At 70.4% G+C, this 16,260-nt stretch carries 26 protein-coding genes; 18 read left to right on the top strand and 8 right to left on the bottom strand.

The window, feature by feature from the left end:
- Positions 1-60 precede the first annotated feature (60 nt).
- On the top strand, positions 61-1,101 hold the full coding sequence (locus tag FV227_RS12795) for a glycosyltransferase family 4 protein (RefSeq protein ID WP_147859101.1): 1,041 nt from the start codon (positions 61-63) through the stop codon (positions 1,099-1,101).
- The gene (locus tag FV227_RS12790; RefSeq protein WP_147859075.1) at positions 1,101-2,294 is read left to right on the top strand and encodes a glycosyltransferase family 4 protein; all 1,194 of its coding nucleotides are present in this window, start codon (positions 1,101-1,103) and stop codon (positions 2,292-2,294) included. Before FV227_RS12795 ends, FV227_RS12790 begins: the two co-directional genes overlap by 1 nt.
- 21 nt (positions 2,295-2,315) lie before the next feature.
- Here FV227_RS12790 and FV227_RS12785 read toward each other — a convergent pair whose 3' ends face one another.
- Positions 2,316-3,299 (bottom strand): hypothetical protein, encoded by a 984-nt coding sequence (locus FV227_RS12785; protein WP_147859100.1) that lies wholly within the window; start codon positions 3,297-3,299, stop codon positions 2,316-2,318.
- Positions 3,300-3,447: 148 nt separating this feature from the next.
- Between FV227_RS12785 and FV227_RS12780 the strand changes: the two genes are divergently transcribed.
- Together FV227_RS12780 and FV227_RS12775 are read left to right on the top strand one after the other, a co-directional pair.
- Positions 3,448-4,032, top strand: a complete 585-nt coding sequence (locus tag FV227_RS12780) for a hypothetical protein (RefSeq protein WP_147859099.1) — start codon at positions 3,448-3,450, stop codon at positions 4,030-4,032.
- Between the two features lie 45 nt (positions 4,033-4,077).
- Positions 4,078-4,722 carry a hypothetical protein gene (locus FV227_RS12775; protein WP_147859074.1) on the top strand — a complete coding sequence of 215 codons (645 nt, stop codon included), beginning with the start codon at positions 4,078-4,080 and terminating at the stop codon, positions 4,720-4,722.
- A 35-nt stretch (positions 4,723-4,757) separates the two neighbouring features.
- Here FV227_RS12775 and FV227_RS12770 read toward each other — a convergent pair whose 3' ends face one another.
- Positions 4,758-5,666, bottom strand: a complete 909-nt coding sequence (locus FV227_RS12770) for a LysR family transcriptional regulator (RefSeq protein WP_147859073.1) — start codon at positions 5,664-5,666, stop codon at positions 4,758-4,760.
- 89 nt (positions 5,667-5,755) lie between these two features.
- Between FV227_RS12770 and FV227_RS12765 the strand changes: the two genes are divergently transcribed.
- Positions 5,756-6,199 carry a PACE efflux transporter gene (locus FV227_RS12765; RefSeq protein ID WP_147842447.1) on the top strand — a complete coding sequence of 148 codons (444 nt, stop codon included), beginning with the start codon at positions 5,756-5,758 and terminating at the stop codon, positions 6,197-6,199.
- 12 nt (positions 6,200-6,211) lie between these two features.
- Here FV227_RS12765 and FV227_RS12760 read toward each other — a convergent pair whose 3' ends face one another.
- Genes FV227_RS12760 through FV227_RS12750 form a run of 3 tightly spaced genes read right to left on the bottom strand, consistent with a single transcriptional unit; the run spans position 6,212 to position 8,889 of the window.
- Positions 6,212-7,105, bottom strand: a complete 894-nt coding sequence (locus tag FV227_RS12760; RefSeq protein ID WP_147859072.1) for an NAD(+)/NADH kinase — start codon at positions 7,103-7,105, stop codon at positions 6,212-6,214.
- A 10-nt stretch (positions 7,106-7,115) separates the two neighbouring features.
- A complete protein-coding gene (locus FV227_RS12755; protein ID WP_147859071.1) occupies positions 7,116-8,105 on the bottom strand; it encodes an SPFH domain-containing protein in 990 nt (329 codons plus the stop codon).
- Positions 8,106-8,136: 31 nt separating this feature from the next.
- On the bottom strand, positions 8,137-8,889 hold the full coding sequence (locus FV227_RS12750; RefSeq protein WP_147859070.1) for an NUDIX domain-containing protein: 753 nt from the start codon (positions 8,887-8,889) through the stop codon (positions 8,137-8,139).
- A gap of 278 nt (positions 8,890-9,167) precedes the next feature.
- Between FV227_RS12750 and FV227_RS12745 the strand changes: the two genes are divergently transcribed.
- The 5 genes from FV227_RS12745 to FV227_RS12725 all read left to right on the top strand — a co-directional run bounded on the left by FV227_RS12745 (position 9,168) and on the right by FV227_RS12725 (position 11,314).
- Entirely contained in the window at positions 9,168-9,599 is a 432-nt protein-coding gene (locus tag FV227_RS12745; RefSeq protein ID WP_147859069.1) for a hypothetical protein, read from the top strand.
- Positions 9,600-9,686: 87 nt separating this feature from the next.
- On the top strand, positions 9,687-10,031 hold the full coding sequence (locus tag FV227_RS12740) for a hypothetical protein (RefSeq protein WP_147859068.1): 345 nt from the start codon (positions 9,687-9,689) through the stop codon (positions 10,029-10,031).
- Positions 10,032-10,064: 33 nt separating this feature from the next.
- On the top strand, positions 10,065-10,364 hold the full coding sequence (locus FV227_RS12735; protein WP_147859067.1) for a hypothetical protein: 300 nt from the start codon (positions 10,065-10,067) through the stop codon (positions 10,362-10,364).
- A gap of 175 nt (positions 10,365-10,539) precedes the next feature.
- The gene (locus FV227_RS12730; RefSeq protein WP_147859066.1) at positions 10,540-10,920 is read left to right on the top strand and encodes a hypothetical protein; all 381 of its coding nucleotides are present in this window, start codon (positions 10,540-10,542) and stop codon (positions 10,918-10,920) included.
- A 202-nt stretch (positions 10,921-11,122) separates the two neighbouring features.
- Positions 11,123-11,314: a hypothetical protein gene (locus FV227_RS12725; protein ID WP_147859065.1), complete on the top strand. Its 192-nt coding sequence runs from the start codon at positions 11,123-11,125 to the stop codon at positions 11,312-11,314.
- A 75-nt stretch (positions 11,315-11,389) separates the two neighbouring features.
- Here the strand turns inward: FV227_RS12725 and FV227_RS12720 are convergent, their stop codons facing one another.
- Positions 11,390-11,866 (bottom strand): heme utilization protein, encoded by a 477-nt coding sequence (locus FV227_RS12720; RefSeq protein ID WP_246686461.1) that lies wholly within the window; start codon positions 11,864-11,866, stop codon positions 11,390-11,392.
- Between the two features lie 113 nt (positions 11,867-11,979).
- On the opposite strand from FV227_RS12720, the gene FV227_RS12715 reads away from it, so the two are divergent.
- A complete protein-coding gene (locus FV227_RS12715; protein ID WP_147859064.1) occupies positions 11,980-12,228 on the top strand; it encodes a hypothetical protein in 249 nt (82 codons plus the stop codon).
- On the opposite strand, the gene FV227_RS12710 is transcribed toward FV227_RS12715, so the two are convergent.
- The gene (locus FV227_RS12710; RefSeq protein WP_187274780.1) at positions 12,225-12,491 is read right to left on the bottom strand and encodes a chemotaxis protein CheB; all 267 of its coding nucleotides are present in this window, start codon (positions 12,489-12,491) and stop codon (positions 12,225-12,227) included. The two genes, FV227_RS12715 and FV227_RS12710, sit on opposite strands and share 4 nt — an antisense overlap.
- 210 nt (positions 12,492-12,701) lie before the next feature.
- Between FV227_RS12710 and FV227_RS12705 the strand changes: the two genes are divergently transcribed.
- The 7 genes from FV227_RS12705 to FV227_RS12680 all read left to right on the top strand — a co-directional run bounded on the left by FV227_RS12705 (position 12,702) and on the right by FV227_RS12680 (position 15,888).
- Positions 12,702-12,983: a hypothetical protein gene (locus tag FV227_RS12705; protein ID WP_246686460.1), complete on the top strand. Its 282-nt coding sequence runs from the start codon at positions 12,702-12,704 to the stop codon at positions 12,981-12,983.
- Positions 12,980-13,726, top strand: coding sequence for a Crp/Fnr family transcriptional regulator (locus tag FV227_RS12700; protein WP_147859062.1), 747 nt, complete (start codon positions 12,980-12,982; stop codon positions 13,724-13,726). Before FV227_RS12705 ends, FV227_RS12700 begins: the two co-directional genes overlap by 4 nt.
- A 292-nt stretch (positions 13,727-14,018) precedes the next feature.
- A complete protein-coding gene (locus FV227_RS28990; RefSeq protein WP_187274779.1) occupies positions 14,019-14,156 on the top strand; it encodes a hypothetical protein in 138 nt (45 codons plus the stop codon).
- A 143-nt stretch (positions 14,157-14,299) separates the two neighbouring features.
- Entirely contained in the window at positions 14,300-14,587 is a 288-nt protein-coding gene (locus tag FV227_RS12695; RefSeq protein ID WP_147842436.1) for a hypothetical protein, read from the top strand.
- 114 nt (positions 14,588-14,701) lie between these two features.
- Positions 14,702-15,010 (top strand): hypothetical protein, encoded by a 309-nt coding sequence (locus FV227_RS12690; protein WP_147859061.1) that lies wholly within the window; start codon positions 14,702-14,704, stop codon positions 15,008-15,010.
- Positions 15,011-15,295: 285 nt separating this feature from the next.
- Complete coding sequence (locus FV227_RS12685) at positions 15,296-15,667, top strand: hypothetical protein (RefSeq protein ID WP_147859060.1); 372 nt, start codon at positions 15,296-15,298, stop codon at positions 15,665-15,667.
- Positions 15,664-15,888: a hypothetical protein gene (locus FV227_RS12680; RefSeq protein WP_147859059.1), complete on the top strand. Its 225-nt coding sequence runs from the start codon at positions 15,664-15,666 to the stop codon at positions 15,886-15,888. The genes FV227_RS12685 and FV227_RS12680 overlap by 4 nt, the downstream gene beginning before the upstream one ends.
- A gap of 103 nt (positions 15,889-15,991) precedes the next feature.
- Here the strand turns inward: FV227_RS12680 and FV227_RS12675 are convergent, their stop codons facing one another.
- Positions 15,992-16,186 carry a hypothetical protein gene (locus FV227_RS12675; protein ID WP_147841329.1) on the bottom strand — a complete coding sequence of 65 codons (195 nt, stop codon included), beginning with the start codon at positions 16,184-16,186 and terminating at the stop codon, positions 15,992-15,994.
- Between the last annotated feature and the right edge of the window lie 74 nt (positions 16,187-16,260).

The raw sequence follows: 16,260 nt of genomic DNA, 5'->3' as shown, positions 1-16,260 counted from the left end.
CAGGCCGCCGGCGTCTCGGGCGTGCCGGGACGAGAGAACGCTGCAGGTGAGGTACCCATCGTGATCCGCGTCGCCCAAGTCGCCCCGAACATCTTCCCCGTTCCCCCTGAGCATCACGGCGGCACGGAGCGGGTCATCCACGACCTCGGCACGGCGCTCAGTGGCTTGGGGGTGGAGGTAACACTGTTCGCCCCCTCCGACAGTGCGACAGACTTGCCGCACGTGGGCGATCACCCGAGTCTTTCGGCCCTCGAACGCCGGCATGGACGCGTCGCGCCCGGCGTCCCGGCGGCGCTGGACGCCCTGCAGCTCGAGGCGTTGCGGCTGCGGCTCGACCGGTTCGACATCGTGCATTGCCATGGCGAGTTCGCGCATGCGGCGCTTCTCGGCGCGCGACGGCGCCACAGCCTCACGACGGTGCACTGGCGCGTGGACGAGCTCGACCGGGCATTGTTCTTCGCGGGCTTCCCCGACTTGCCGGTCGCGGCGATCTCGGCGGCGCAGGAGGCCGGCATCCCGGCCGCGAACCGGGCGGGGATCGTGCATCACGGCATCGCGCGGGACCGCTACGCCCTGCAGACGCAGCCCGCCGCGCACGTCGCCTTCGTCGGCCGGATGACCGACCAGAAGCGGCCGGACACCGCGATCCGCGTCGCGCGCGCCGCCGGCATCCCGATCCGGCTCGGCGGCACGATCGACGTCGGCAACCCGGACTACTTCGAGCACAGGGTCCGCCCGCTGCTGGGTGACGACGCGACCTATCTCGGACCCGTCGACGATCGCCGGAAGGGGGAACTGCTGGGCGACGCGCGGGCGCTGCTGTTCCCGATCGACTGGCCGGAGCCCTTCGGCCTGGTGATGATCGAGGCGATGGCCTGCGGCACGCCGGTGGTGGCCTGGAACCGCGGCTCCGTGCCGGAGATCGTCGAGGACGGCGTGACGGGCTTCATCGTGTCTTCCGAAGCGGAGGCGGTCGCCGCGCTCGGGCGGATCGAGCAGATCGACCGGGCCCAGGTCCGCGCGCGCTTCGAGGCGCGCTTCACCGCCGAGCGCATGGCGGCCGACTACCTCGCCCTGTATCGCCGCCTGCTCGCCGCCTGATGCGGGTCGCCTACCTCGCCTGGGACTACCCGCCGGCCCCGAGCGGCCTCTCGACCGCGGCGCGCGAGATCGCGGAGAGCCTCGCCATGGCCGGCGCCGACGTGACGGTCTTCGCCCTCGACCGCACCGGCCGCCAGCGCATCGGCGGCGTGACCGTTGTCGGGATCGCCCTGCCGCCGGGCGGCGCGCTGGCGCGCCTGCGCCGCTGGGGCTCGGCCGGCCACCTCGCGGCCCCCCTCGCCTTCCGCCGCGCGGTGCGCGCGGTCCACGCGCACGCACCGTTCGACGTGGCGGAGGCGACGAACTGGTACGCCCCCGCCGTGCTGCTGGCCCGGCGCCGGGACCTGCCGCTGGTGACGCGAAGCTCGACGCCGGCGGCCTTCACGCGCGACGCCCCCGCCTCGCTGCGCGACGGGTTCGACGGCCGCACCGCCGACGCGCTGGAGCGCGCCCAGGCGCGCGGCAGCGCCGGCTTGATCGCCAACACGGCCGAGCACGGGGCGGTGATCGCCCGGGCCTACGCTCTGTCCGGCCGGCAGCCGGAAGCGGTGATCGGCCTCAGCCTGCCGCCGGAGATCACGGCGGCCGCGCGGGGCGCGGCCTATCCGGACCATTCCGAGCCGGTGCGCCTGCTCTTCGTGGGACGGGCGGAGGCGCGAAAGGGCTTCGACGCCTTGCTCGGAGCGATCGCGATCCTCGCCGACGAGGCCGCGTTTGGATCGGTTCCGCCCTTCGTGCTCGATCTCGTCGGCGTGCCGCCGTCGGACCTCCCGGGCGATCTGCCCGGTGGGGCGCAGGCCCGCATCCGCGCGCGCGGGCGGATTCCCGCCGACGAGCTCGCCGAAGCCTACGCCGCCGCCCATGCGGTGCTCGCCCCCTCCCGCTACGAGAGCTTCGGCCTCGTCTACCAGGAGGCCCTGGCTTATGGACGCCCGGTGGTGGCCTGCGCGCTGGATGCCAGCGCCCGCGCCTTCGTCGGCGACCCCGGCGCGGGGCCCTTGGCACGGGACGCGACCGGCCCGGCGCTCGCCGACGCCCTCCGCCCGCTGCTCGCCGACCCGGGCCTTCGCCTGGCCTACCGAACTCGTGCGCTCGCGACGGCCGGACGCTTCAACCGGGCGGCCCTCGGCCGCGAGACCCTCGATCTGTACGCGCGCGCCATCGCGGCGAGCCGCGCTCGGGCGACGCGCTGAGCCGAGCCCCGAACCGGGCGCTCAGTCGCGAAACGGCCGCAGCAGCGCCGCCTCTTCCTGCGGGCGCCCGCGTCCGGGGGCGAGGCTCTCGTAGCGCCGCGAGCGCGCCAGGACGTGCGCGCGGCCGAGATGATGCTCGATCGCCCCGTGCAGCGCGATGACGCTGCGTGGCCAGCCGCCGTCGAGCACCGGCCGCTCGTGCACGCGGCCGCCATAGCGCACGCTCCTGCGGTTCAGCCGGTACTGGACGTCCGGGTAGACGTCGGAGAGGACGCCGTCGACGCGGTTCCGGCGCGGCAGCCCGACCGAGAGAACATCGCCCGCCTCGGCCAGGCCCGCAAGCGCCGGGAGGCGGCGGCCCGCGGCGGCGTCGAGGGTTTCGTCGGCGTCGAGCTGCAGCATCCAGGGATGGCGGGCGAGGTCCTGGAGGGCGTTGCGCTGCGCGCCGAAATCGCCGTCCATCGGCCGCGCGGCCACGCGCACTGCACCGTGCGCGAAGCCGGCGGCGGCCATGGCGCGCGGCGGACCGGCCGACGCATCGAGCAGGACGACCACGTCGTCGGTCCAGGCTGCGTGGGCCTCGACGCCGGCCAGGACGCGCTCGAGATCCGCAGGGCGACAGAGCAGGCCGAGGGAGACCGGCATCGTTTCCCCCACGTCGAGGGCGTAGAGGTCCGCCTGCGCGGCGCGGATGCCGTGCGGCCGGCGCAGATCCGCACGGCCATCCCCGTCGCGCGCGCGAATTCCGAGACCGGCTCCGGTCGCGGCGCTGCGCAGGGTGTAGAGGTCGAGCCCGTAGGCGCCGTCCGGGTCCGGAACGAAGGCCGGTGCGGCGAGGCGTTCCGCGAGATCGGCACGGCAGCGGTCGGGATCGGCATCCGCCGTCAGCAGGAGCCCGCAGGAGGCGCAGGCGAGCGGGAAATCGCGGCGGCACCCCCCCGGATACGTGAGATGCCGTTCGGTCGGCTGCAGCATGTCTGCGGCGCAGACGAAGCATCGGCGCATCATCGGTCCAACCCTCCCGCTCCGCCGCCGCACCTTGCCGCGTGGGGCCGACGCCATACCTCTGCTGCTCCTCGAACCCCAGCCGCATGTGAACGCACCGGTCGATCCCTCACGCGCCCACGATGCGCCCCGGACCGGTGCGCTCCGGATCTCGGGTTCCCGGCTTGCCATCGTCGGCAACGCGCCGGGGATCGAGGCCGCCGCCGCGATCGACGCGGCGCCCTCGGTGGTGCGCTTCAACAATGCGGCGGGCTTTCGCGGACGCACCGGCTCGCGTGTCACCCACCTCGCCCTGGTCAACCGCGGCGGCCAGATGCGGGAATGGCTGGCCGACCCGGGCTTCCTCGACCGCCCGGTGGTTCGCGCGGCCGAGGCCTTCATCCTGCCGTTCCCGATGCTTCCAGCGGAGCACAACCGACCCGAGCAGGTGTGCTGGACCCGTGAGGCGCTGGCGCTGCTGGCTCCGCTCGGCAAGCCGGTTCACGTCCTGCCGGAAGACCTGCACCGCGAGGGTGGCCTGCGCCTCGGCGCCGGCACCATGGGACGGCCGAACCCGAGCACCGGCTTCCTCGTGACCCTGGCGCTCCTGCTCGGCCGGCCCTCGTGGTCCGGGCCAGTCGACGCCTACGGCTTCGGCTTCGCCGGCTGGCCCGGTCATCCCTGGGCGGCCGAGCGTGCTTGGTTCGCCGAAGCCGAGGCGTCCGGCCAGCTCCGCCTTCACCCTTCGGGATGACCGGCCCTACCGGGTCCGTCCCCGCAACATGATCGAGTTCCGCGCATGACCACCCTCGTCACCGTCCTGAAGGGCGGCGGCCGCTACGACGCGACCTGGGTCGAGCGCCTCGCCCGCGGAGTACGCCGCCACGCCCCGGCGTTCGAGCGGATCCTCTGCCTCACGGACCTTCCGCTCGCCGTCGCCGGCGTCGAGCGGGTTCCGCTGCGGCACGATTGGCCGGCCTGGTGGGCGAAGATGGAGGCGTTCCGCCCCGGCCTAACGCGGGGGCCGACGCTGCTGTGCGACCTCGACACCGTCCTCACCGGGCCATGCGATGCGCTGGCCGAGCCAGGACTCGCCGCGATGGAGGATTACTTCCACGAGGGGCGGCTCTCCAGCGCCCTGCTGCGCTGGGACGGGGGCGAGCTGGATTTCCTCCACGCCGCGTTCGCGGCCGAGCCCGAACGCTGGATGCGGGCCGGTTCGTGCGGCCCGGTCCCCAACGGGGTGCACGGCGATCAGGTCGTCATCGACCATCTGCTGCGCCGCGCGGGCCTACGCCCGGACTTCATCCAGCGCCGGTACCCCGACCTCCTCGACTTCTACGATCCGCGGCGGGCCGAGCACGGCCCGGTGGTGATCTTCATTGGCGATGCCAAGCCCGATACCGCAGCCGGACCGGTGCGGGCGGCGTGGGCCGAGTCCTGACCGCGCCGCGCGCCCTCACCTCAACGCGGCCGGCCTCAGCGCGGCCGGTCGTCGCCCGCGAGGCTGCCGACGCGCTCCGCGGCGAAGCGCTCGCGCAGCCAGGCCGCGGCGGGGCCGCAAGGCCGCTGCTTGTGCCAGACCAGCTCGAGGGCGATCGGCCAGTCGCCCTTGTCGAACTGCAGATCCGGCGTGACGAGGTCCGGCGCGGTCTGCGAGGCGGCGATGACGTGGTCGGTGACGAAGGCCCAGCCGATCCCGTGCTTGACCATCTCCAGGATCACCCAGTGGCTCTCGACCCACCAGACCTCGGCGGCCACGCGAAGGCGGCGCTTCTCCGGCCCGTCGCCGCGCGCGGCGACGAGGATCTGGCGGTGGCGCTTCAGCTCCTCCCAAGCGACCCGCGCCTTCGCCAGCGGGTGATCGCGCCCGCAGACGAGCTTGAGCGGGACCCAGCCGATGGTCTGGAAGCCGAGCTCCGTCGGCAAGACCTCCTGGCGCCACATCACCCCGAGGTCGGCGGCGCCGGACTGCACCATGCGGCTGACGTCCTCCATCAGCGGGAAGAGCAGCTCCAGTTCCACCGACGGGAAGTGCCGGGCGAAGTCGGCGAAGAGCGCGCCGAGCGCGTGCTCGGGATAGAGCTCGTCGATGGCGACCACGAGCCGGTTCTCCACCCCCTGCTCGAGGCTGCTCGCGACGCCGATCAGGTGCTCCCGCCGGTCGAGCACCACCCGCGCCTCCAGCAGCAGCCGTTCCCCCGCCGGCGTGAGCACCGGGTTCCGGCGCGACCGGCTGAACAAGGCCAGGCCGAGATCCGTTTCGAGGTTCGCCACCTGCGTGCTGACCGCCGACTGCGCCTTCCGCAGCAAGCGGGCGGCGCCGGAGAAGGACCCGGCCTCGGCCGCCGCCACGAAGGCCTGAAGCTGATTGAGCGAGACCGCCATCCATCGGTTTCCGAGATACGTACCAACTTGCTGGGTCGGATATCGCAGATAGAACGCGGCCGACCAACGAGGTTTTTTCGGGCCAGACCATGCGAACCACCCGCGACCGCATCCGCCACGCCATCCTGTTCGAGGTGATCGGGCTCGCGCTCATCATCCCGCTCGGGACCCTGCTGTTCGGGCTGCACGCCGCCGACATGGGCGTGATCGGCGTCGGAAGCGCGCTGGTCGCGATGGCGTGGAACTACGCCTACAACCTCGGCTTCGACCGCGCGATGCAGCGGCTGGTCGGGCATACGCGCAAGAGCCTCCCCCTGCGGGTGGCGCACGCCGTGCTGTTCGAGGCCGGGCTGCTCGTGATCCTGCTGCCGCCGATCGCGTGGTATCTCGGCATCGGCCTCGTCGAGGCCCTTGTGATGGATCTTGCGATCGCGGGCTTCTACGTGGCCTACGCGTTCCTGTTCAATCTGGCCTACGACCGGACGTTTCCGCTGCAGAGCTGGGCCGACGCCGCGGCGGAGCCCTCGGCTTGAGCCGCGGCGACGCTACGCGACCACGAGGGTCAGGGCGCGGTCTGCCGGGCCGAGCTCGACCCGCCGGCCCCAGTCGAAGGCGATGAAGTCCTGCTCGATCCCGTCGGCGAAGACCACGCCGCCCTCGTTCATCCGCGAGGTCACCGCCAGCGCCGTGCCTTTCAGCTTGCCCGCCCGGACGGCGGTGCCGGTGGCGACGCTCGGGAACGGCTCGCGCACCCAGTAGCCGACCGCCGCCTCCCCGGTCCCGATACCGACCGTGAGGTGCGTCGCCTCCCCGATCGAGCGGGCCCAGCCGGTCAGGCCGGTCCCCGAGGCGACGATGAGACCACTCGACGATTGGTCCTCGGCCATGCCCGCCGCCTCGATCCGGTAGCGCGCCGATTGATGGCTGCGATGGCCGACGAAGATTTCGTTGAGCGCCAGCAGCCGCTCGCCGGTGTCGAGCACGCCCTGAACCATGGTGCGGCGCTCCACTGGGGCCGCCCCGGCGACGCTCGCCGGGAGCAGCGCGGGCAGGCGCCCGACCGCGATCCGCGCCAAGGCGCCGTCGTAGAGGTCCGGGTCCGGGTTGACGCCGATCACCGGCTGATCGCGCAGGTACTTCGCCACGTTGGCGACGAGCCCGTCCTGGCCCACCGTCACGACGACGTCCTCGGGGGCGAACAGGAAGCGATCGAGGTCGACGCGCCGGGTCAGAGCCTGCCGCCAGTCCCCCGGCACCGCCGCCCGCGCCTGCCCGAGCACGGCGTGGAACCGGAGGTGGCGCGCCTCGACCTCGGCCAGGCTCTGGCCGCGGCTCTCCAGGAAGAAGCGGGCCTGCCCGCGGGTGGCGTGGCGGGTGAGCAGGGCCTCGTAATCGGTGTCGCGGATGACGAACACCGCCCGCGGGGTGATCACCGGCATGGCACGACGCCTAGCGCGAGGCGGCCGCGAGCGGCGGCACCGGCCTGCGGAACTCGCCCAAGGCGGCGGCCAGCAGGTCGGGCGTCACGTTGACGTGCTCGATCGTCTCGAGCTTGCCCGCGAGTTCGCGCGCGGCCAGCCCGAGCAGCACGGCCGGCGGGAGATCGCGATAGATCGCGGCGCGGCGCTGCTCGGCCTCCGCCCGGGCGCCTTCCACGAGGCGGATGCGCTCGGCCTCGGCCGCCGCTTCCAGCCCCTGCGCCTCGGCGAGGCCGGCGGCACGGTCGCGGGCGTTCTCCGCCTCCCGCGCGATGAGCAGCGCCTCGCGCCGGGCCAGTTCCGTCCGCGTCTCGAGCTCGTTCTCCGCGATGGCCCGCTCCTTCTCCACCGCGAGGGCGCGCCGCGCGAAGGTCGCCGCGTCCGCCTTCTGCTGAAGGGATTCGAAGGTCGGCGTCTGAAGCGCGCGCTCCAGCTCGCTCGACGGCGCCAGGTTGGTGAGCCGCACCGAGACCACCGCGATGCCGATCTCCGCCAGGGCCGGCGCCGCCTCCAGGACCGATTGGAGGGCGACGCGCAGGGGCTCGGGGCCGGCATCGAGGAGGGCGCCGACCGGGTTCCCGCCGATCGCCTGCAGGACCGCTTGGCCGGCGATGCCGCCGAGACGCGCCTCGATGCGCTCGATCGGCTCGCCCTGAGGCCTGCCGGTGCGCAGCCCGAGCGAGAAGTCGACCCGGCTCGCCAGCAGTTCCGGGGCGACCACGCGCCAGCCGATCGTCCCCTGCACCACGATGGTCTGGAAGTCCCGGCTGCGGCCGCGCACGAACAGCGTCATCTCGCGGTCGTCCATCGGCACCTCGCTGATGCTCGCGGTCTCCGGCCGGAACCAGAAGACGAGGCCGCGCCCGCTCTGCCGGATGCGGCCGTTGCGGTAGCGGATGACGTGGCTGCTCGCCTCGCTCTTCAGCTGCGCGACCGGACCGATGTTGCGGATCGTAGCCATGGGACCCTCCTCGTGGGGGCGGAGCCGCAGATCAGAGCGGCTTCCGGTAGCGATAGAGTTCGGCGGGACGGAACGAGGTGCCGGTCTCCCGGGCACCCGTCGGCACGAGCCAGCCCCGATCGAGCATCCGGCGGCGGAAGGCCGGCTTGTTCAGGGTCGTGCCGAGGATCGCCTCGTGCACGTCCTGCAGCTGCCGCAGGGTGAAGGTCTCCGGCAGCAGCGCGAAGCCGACGTCGGAATAATCGAGCTTCCCCCGCAGCCGCAGGATCGCCAGAGCCAGGATGTCGGCGTGGTCGAAGGCGAGCGGCAGAGCCGTGCGCGCTGCCCGATCCCGTGCGGCGAAGACCGCGACGGGGCGGCCCGCCTCGCTCTCCCCGGGCACCGCCATCCGGGCTGCCGACAACCCGGCGTCGCCCATCAGCACCTGCGTGAACAGCGCCTCGGGCAGGAGGGCGAGGTAGGCGACCGAGACGATGCGCATGCGCGGGTCCCGGTCGACGGCGCCGAAGGTGTAGAGCTGCTCGAGATGCGTCCGGGCGGCCTCGTTCGCGCCGAAGCCGGCCTTCTCGCGCAGGATGCGCCCGGCCGCCGCGTCGAGCGGCTCGTCGATCGCGACGAAGCTGCCGGGCAGCGCCCACCGGCCGGCATGCGGGTGCTGCGAGCGCTCGATCAGGAGCACGGCCGGGTGGCCCTCGCTCAGCCCCAGCAGGATGAGATCCACCGTGAGCGCCGGCCGCGCGAACGCGGCGGGATCGTACGCCTCCAGGAATTCGGTCTCGCTCACGGCAGCACCATATATCCGTTACGCATCTAACTAATATCCAAAATAGATATATGTCAAGCGCGAGGGGTGATGCGCCGTCCTCGCCGGCCGAATTGCCCGTGCGGCAAGGGCGGCTTCGGCGTGCGGCGCGTCGCGTACGGCTGCGGGAAGCAAAATTTGATCGCAACCGCTGGTTTCGCGTTGATGACGCTGAACGGCAGCGTCTTCGGCGTTTGCCTCCCGGAACCACCGAGAGACGTGTCATGATGTTCATCCGATCCGCCTGCGCCCGAACCCTGATGGCTTCGACCGTCATCCTGGTGGGGTGGACGAGCACCGCCTCGGCGGACTGCCTGAGGCGGGTCTACAATCGCTCCGCCGCCGTGCTGGTCGCCAGCCAGGATGGTGGGCCCGCCTTCGTCGTGAGGCCGGGGCGTTTCGCCACCGTGCGGCTGTCGCAGCCGGGGCACGTCGATCTGACGGCCTACTGCGCACCGCTCGGCCGCCTCGGGCAGCCGGTCGCGGGCAGGCGGGAAGCCGCGAAGATCCACCTCGAATACGAGGCGGTCCTCGACCGTTGCTACATGAAGTTCGGCGACGGCTTCTTCCAGCCGGATCTCGGCCCCGGTTTCGTCGGCACGAAGGACACGGCGCCCTTCACCGTCAACAACCCGAACCAGGGCGATATCGTCCTCGGGCCGTTCAACGCGGAATGCACGGGACCGAACTGAGGACGCAGCGTCCTCGGCTTCGCGGCATTCTCTTCCGGAGCTCGGCTCCGAACCCGGCGTGCGTCGAACTCGAGTGGAATGTGGATCATGGCGGGCGAACAGGGAGACACCGCGCAGATGTCCGAAGTCCTGCGCCTGATCGGAACCTTGTCCGATGCGGTGCTCGACGCGCAGATCATGAATCGCCCGATTCCGGAGGCGCAGGTCAAGGCACTGAACGATGCAGCGCTCCTGCTGCAGGAGCATCGCATCGCCCTGCCGCCGATGCTGCTGCAGGCGCTGCACGGCCTGGACAACGCGCAAGGTCTCGATCGAGGGATCAGGGGTCGCGCCGACGATGCGGCGACGGAGATCGTTCGCGAAGCGGAGGAGCAGGACGAGACAAGAGGTCTTGCCCGATTCCTGCGGCCGTTTCGGAACTATCGTTCGTAGGCCGGCTTCTCTCGGCATATCTCCGGAGGAAACATGACCAAGTTCACGACCCTTTCTGGCGCTGCCGCCATCCTGATGCTCACGGCCGGCGCGTCCGTCGCAGCCCCCTGTGCGGTGGGCACGACCACCAACAACCAGGGCACGTCGTCTTCGGCCGACAAGAGCTCGATGGCCGACGGGACCTCGACGGCGAAGACGACCCCCGGCGCCAAGGCTGAGACCCCCGGAACGGTCGGTGCCCTGAACAACGTCGGTGCCGGCACCAAGCCCGCCGACGGCGAGCAGAAGCCGGCCGAGGGCCAAGTGGTGAAGCCGGGCAGCAACGACTGCTGAAGCCCGAAAGCGATCTCAGACGTCCGATCCGATGGCCCTGCAGCATCTGTCCTGCAGGGCCATTTTTATGCGTCGACTTCCCGTTCCTCAGTCAAATCCGAAATCGACCCAATCTCCGCCTCGCGGCGTGGAGAGGATCTGCGGGTTCGCGAAGCCGATGCTTCATGAGCAGGTCATGGTGGACGAGTATGCGTTCCGGCGCCTGCCGTGCGATCGGCGGGAAGCTTCTGAGATCGGCTTCGTTCGGGACGGTCAGATCGCCGCGCGGCAGCCGTTCTCGCTGCACCGCAGCACTGCGAGCCCCATCTATGGTGCAACGCAAGCGCTGACAGCTACACCGTCGGTGTCGCCGAACCGGAGATCCGCCATGTCGAACCTCGAACACCGCGCCGCCGCCCGGCTCACCTCCGCTGATCTGAAGGCATTGCCGCTCGTCCCGGAGCACATCCGCGCTCAGTACGGGGACGCTCTCACTCGCATTCCGCACGTTCGCGTCGTCGCCCGCAGGGTCGAAGCCAGCGCGGCCCTGCCGTCCGTGGGATCGTTCTTCGGCTGACGGCGCGTCTTCGGGCTCGGCCGCATCGTCGGTGGCGCCGCGAGGATCGGTGAGGTCCGATCCACTTCCGTCCCTGCTCCTGCGGATCCGCCGAGCCGTCGATCCCGTCGGCGACCGAAGTTCGGGATCGGCGTGAACTCGGTTTCCTCGTCGATTTCCCGCCCCTCGGGCTGGCACGTCGACGCCGGTGAGGAGCCCAGGGATGAAGACGAGCCGGTGCTGGACGATCTTTCTGCATCGTCGGCGTCGCCCGGAGGTGCATGATGTCGTTTCCGCAACCGTCTCCGTCTTCGTGAGCCAGGAAGGTCGCCACGCCCGTGATCATGGCGAGCCGATCGGCGCCAATCCCTACCCGGAGGGCTTCGACGAGCACGCGACCTGCGAGCGCGGCTGAACGGTTCCGGATTGCGAGATCCGCGGCACGATCGCCAACCGCGATCCGGCTCTGACGGCCGAAGCGTCGAGCGACCTAGCCAGCGCGCCTGGCGCTCCACCGTCCGCTGCAACCGACGATGCCGCCGGTGGTGCGCCAAGTTCCGCTGCCGCTGCCCGCGGCGTCGAGGGTTCCCGCGATCGGCACCCGGTTCGTGCCCTTGACGATCGTGGCCTGCACGGTTCCGCCCTGCGAGACGTCGCCGTCGACGTCGATCTCGTCGCCTGGGATCGAAGCGTCGCTGTCCTTGATCTGAACCTCATAGCGCGTGCTCGCCGGGCACGGCCCTTCCTCGGTCACGGCCGTGATGGTCCACGAGCCGTCGAACCGATCGGGGACCCGGACCTTCTTCCGCGCGGCCTCGGCCGGAACGAGCAGCGCTGCGAGCACGCAGCCTGCGAGAACGATGACGGAGATGCGAGACATGAGCCGCTTTTCGCGTGAGGGCGGCCGAGGGAAGGCCGGAAACCAGGGATACGGCGGAGCCGGCCGAAGGGTTTCCGCGCTCGTCATCCAAGCTCGCCATCCTTCGACGAGCCGGCAACCATGGCGTTGGGGCCGCGGACCTTTTCGGCGCTTGGGCCGGTTGATCCCCCGCCGCACCTGTCAGCGGTGTGGAGTGTTCCGTGTACAATCCCTTCTTCTCATCGATGATGCTCGCCTTCGAATCCCAGAAGGTGATCGAGCTGCGCCTCGTGCGGCTAGCCTGGGGCGGCCGCGAGGGCATGGCCGAGATGCACTCGATGGTGGCCGAGAAGATTCAGGCGAGCATCGAGGCCGCCGGCACCCTGATGATGGGCGGCTCGCCCGAACTCGTCGTCGCGCGATACCGCGAGCACGTCGCCGAGAACACGAAGCGGCTGTCGGCCGTTTAGCCGTCCGCCTGACCGCGCCAACGCGCGGACACCCGGTCGGCGATCGCCTCGACCGACGGGCAGGCATTGGGACGGTCGGCGAGGATCGCCGCCCAGGGGATCGAGGGCTGCGCGTCCGCCTCGGGTTTCTGGACGAGGGCCACGCCACCGCACTCCTCGATGATCCGCAGGCCTTCCGCGCCGTCGCCGTCGTAGCCGCGGAGCACGATGCCGACGGCATGCTCGCCGCGGCTTTCGGCTGCTGCGATGAATAACGGGTCCACGGTCGAGCCGGATTCAGTACTCGGGACCGGGCGTGCGCCGACGACTTGCCCAAGCGGAGCGAGACCGCCCGTCGAGGCGGCGATGATGCCGACCGAGCCCATCGCGTCGAGCCTGCATCAACCCAGCATTGCGCGATTTAACTTATGATGGAGTGAAAGCGCGCCGCCTTCGCTATGCGGCTCGTAGGCGCCCCGATCGCCAGCCATGGCTTGCCGATCGGGGCGCCTGCCTCCCGTCCATCGGAGACGACGTTGCCACGCTACTTTTTCGACATCGCGGACGGCGACCTTCGGATCGACGAGACCGGAACCGAATGCGCCGACCTCGACGCGGTTCGAAGTGCCGCCATGCAGATCCTTCCCGAGATCGCACGGTTCGAGACGGGGAGCGGCGACCGGCATACCTTCACCGTGATCGCCAGGGATGTGGACCGGCATCCGGTGTTCACGACGACGTTGAGTCTGACCGGCCTCTGGTTGGTCGATCGGTGAGCGACGACCCCGACCCGGGCCTCCCATCGGTCGCGCCAGCGGCATGGCTGATCCGCAAGCTGAAGAGCACGGCGCAGATCTCGGCTCGGGATTGCGCCGACATCGAGAACCTGTCGTTCACGGTTCGAACCTTCGGCGGACGCACCAGCATCGTTCACGAAGGCGACGTGCCCAAGCAGTGCTGCCTGGTGATGGACGGATGGGCGTATCGCTGCCGCAGCCTCGCCAACGGACAGCGCCAGATCTTCGCCTTCTACGTGCCCGGCGACATCCCGGACATCGAGAGCCTGCACCTGCACGTGATGGACCAGGGGCTCGTGGCGATCGCCCAGACCACGGTCGCCTTCGTCGCGCACAGCGACATGCGCGCGCTGATCGAGCGGAACACCTCCCTCGCGATGGCCCTGTGGCGCGATACGCTGATCGATGCCACGCGCTGCCGCGAGCGGGTGATAAGCCTCGGCCGGCGCCAGGCGGTCGGCCGGATGGCGCACCTGTTCTGCGAGATGTACATCCGGCTCAGGACGGTCGGCGTAGCGGACGACTTCCGGTACGTGCTGCCGCTGACCCAGGCCGAACTCGCCGACGCTTTGGGCCTGTCTTCCGTGCACGCGAACCGCTCGCTGCAGGAACTCAGGAAGCTCGGCTTCGTGACGCTTCACCGTCGCGAGCTGATCATCCACGATTGGGACGGCCTCGAGACGGTCGCCGAGTTCGATCCCGCCTACCTTCACATCGTCTGACTGCACATCGTCTGATCGGTCGGACGCCGGCACGCCGGAGCGGTCGCCGTCGCGCGTCGGAGAGGCGCGTCCGAAACTTGGCCCGAGAGGATGGCGCACGACGATGCCGGCAATGCCGTCACGGGGGGCGGCAAGCTGAGAAAGAAGACGGCACGTAGACGATGTGAAAGGCGAAGCATCGTCGGCCACGATGCAGGGTTCGGCAAGCAAAAGACGGCGGGACGCCGCGGCTTTAACAAAGCGTTCACCACCACACGGGACACCTCGGACAACTCACGATTGTGGTCGGTCCATGTATCTGCCGTTGATCGCCGCACTGATCATGCCCTGCGCCCTGATGGTCGCCGTGGCCTCTGTCGCCAGCCGCGGCGATCCCGACGATCGCTGGACCCGTTCGCCTCACCGGATCCGCCGGCTCCTGAGCTTTTAGGGCGACCTTGCGGCCTTCCGCCGACGTGACGCCGTCCGCTTAAGGTGTCCTGCCGCTCTCGACCGAACCGACGGCACGTTCACCACTTGTTAACCATTACAATCGAAAGTTGCGTCAGTAGATCGACGAGAACGGGTGCCGACGTGATTGGTCTTGCGCAATCCGAGGAACAGGCGGTCGAGCGCCTCACGCTCCGTCTCGTCGAGGACGCCTATTACGACCTCGCGGCGGTGGTACAGGGGGCGCAGCCGCAGGCGGCCGCCGCCTTGCTGGCCGTGATGGAGCAGCGCGTCACCGACGTCCTCACGGGGGTCTGCCGCACCCGCGCCGAAGGCGAACGCTCGGACGCCATCGCTCTGGCGGTCGGCGAGCGCGTCGCCGAGATCATGGACCAGGCGCATGGTCGCCGGTCGTCGGCGCGCGCTGCCTAGAGCATTTTCGAGCGAGACGGATGCCGGCTCGCGTGAAGACAATGCCATCTCACAACAAGATGAAGCATCGTCCGTGATCCAGTGATCACGGACGATGCTTCGGGAGATCGAACCATGACCGTCGACCGTAGCGCCACCTTCGAGAAGCGGGCGATCGAGGGCTTTCTCGGCGTCGCCCTGCAGGTCGCCCTGGTGCGGCTCGGAGAGCTGTCGGGAAGCCGCGCCGAAGAGGCACTGGACCATTTCGAGCATTCGCTCGTGCGCGCCCTGCGAACGCTGACCGGCCCGGAAGGGGCGAAACTGTCGACCCAGACCGCGGTCGAGGACACGATCGTCATCCTTCGCAAGACGATCGATGCCGCGAGCCGGAAGGTGGCCGAGAGTCAATCCGCGACGATGACGTCCCCGGCCATCGCAGCGTGACGCTGCCTTCGGGTGGAAGTCCAGCATCGCGCGGGTGCTTGACTCGAGATGCGCCAGAGCAGGCAGCCGGACTTGCCGAAGATCGTCGATCGGACACTGCCTGATCCGACGGCCGCCGCCGCGGAGACAGGCTTGTCGCTGCAGACGTCGGCTTGAGCTTGTCGTCAGTGCCGAGCGTCGTCGCCTCATGCAGATCTCACCCGCGATAGAGGGTTGCTATTCCGGCCATCTCTATGTGACGTTGAGCCGACATTACGTTTGCCAACCACGGGTGTGGGTACCCCCGTGCTCGACATCGCCTACGGTGATTGCGATCTCGCCGACGACCGCGGCGGGTTCGGATGCTGGCCGGTCTACACCGAGATCGCCGCGTTCGACGGGGTGCCGGGAAGCGAGCCGTTCCTCAAGGCGGCGACGCCGCGAACCGACCCGGCCCATACCATGACGCGCTCGACCTTCATCGCGAGGAGCTACGTGGCCTCTGCCCGGCAGGCGCCGGAGAAACCGACGTCCCGCCCCGTCGACGCGTGGCTGTCCGATGGCGCGGTGTCCGCATTCCTTCGGGAGATCGCAGGCACATCGTCGTCGCGAGCCGGGCGTGAAAGGATGCATGCGTCCCGTGCGGCCGGACCGATGCGGCAGGCGGCGACCGCATGACGCGCGCGTGGGAAAAGCTCAAGTCGCTGTTCTCCGGAGCAGGGCCGCAGCACCCTGTCGAGTACGCCGAGCTTCGGACACGGCACCCGCCGCGGACCGTCGCGGACCGCGTCGAGCCGACGACGGTGTCCGGCAAGCAGGCCGCGCCGACAGACGACGGCATGGCTCTGGTCTACGAGGCCGTCGAGCGGGAACTTCGCGCGGCCGGCCTGAGACCGTGAGGCGTGGCGGCCGGCCCGGTGCAGTCGAGCCGCCGGACGCCTCGGTCGAACGGGGCACGGGTCCGCCCCCGCGGATGCGGAGGCGGACCGTTTTTGGGAAGCCTTAAGCAGCGTCGGCGTCGTCGGCATCGAGGATGCCGTCGAGGTCGCCCACCAGCGCGTCGAGCTGCTCGGACGACGAGCGGATCTTGAACCGCGTCCCGTCCTCCGCCTCCACCGCGATCTCGACGTGGTCGCCGACCTTGGCCGCCAGCGCCTGCTTCAGGATGTACGTCGTCACGTCTGCCTTGTCGGCCATGCCAGCTCCTTCACGTTCGCCGCGGGCAACGCCGCACCGCTCGCTTCGTCGGTGCGGCAGAATCTCGCGGCACC

This window comes from Methylobacterium sp. WL119 (assembly GCF_008039875.1).
In the GTDB taxonomy this organism is placed as follows: Bacteria; Pseudomonadota; Alphaproteobacteria; order Rhizobiales; family Beijerinckiaceae; genus Methylobacterium.
This window is presented reverse-complemented; position numbering and strand designations above follow the sequence as displayed.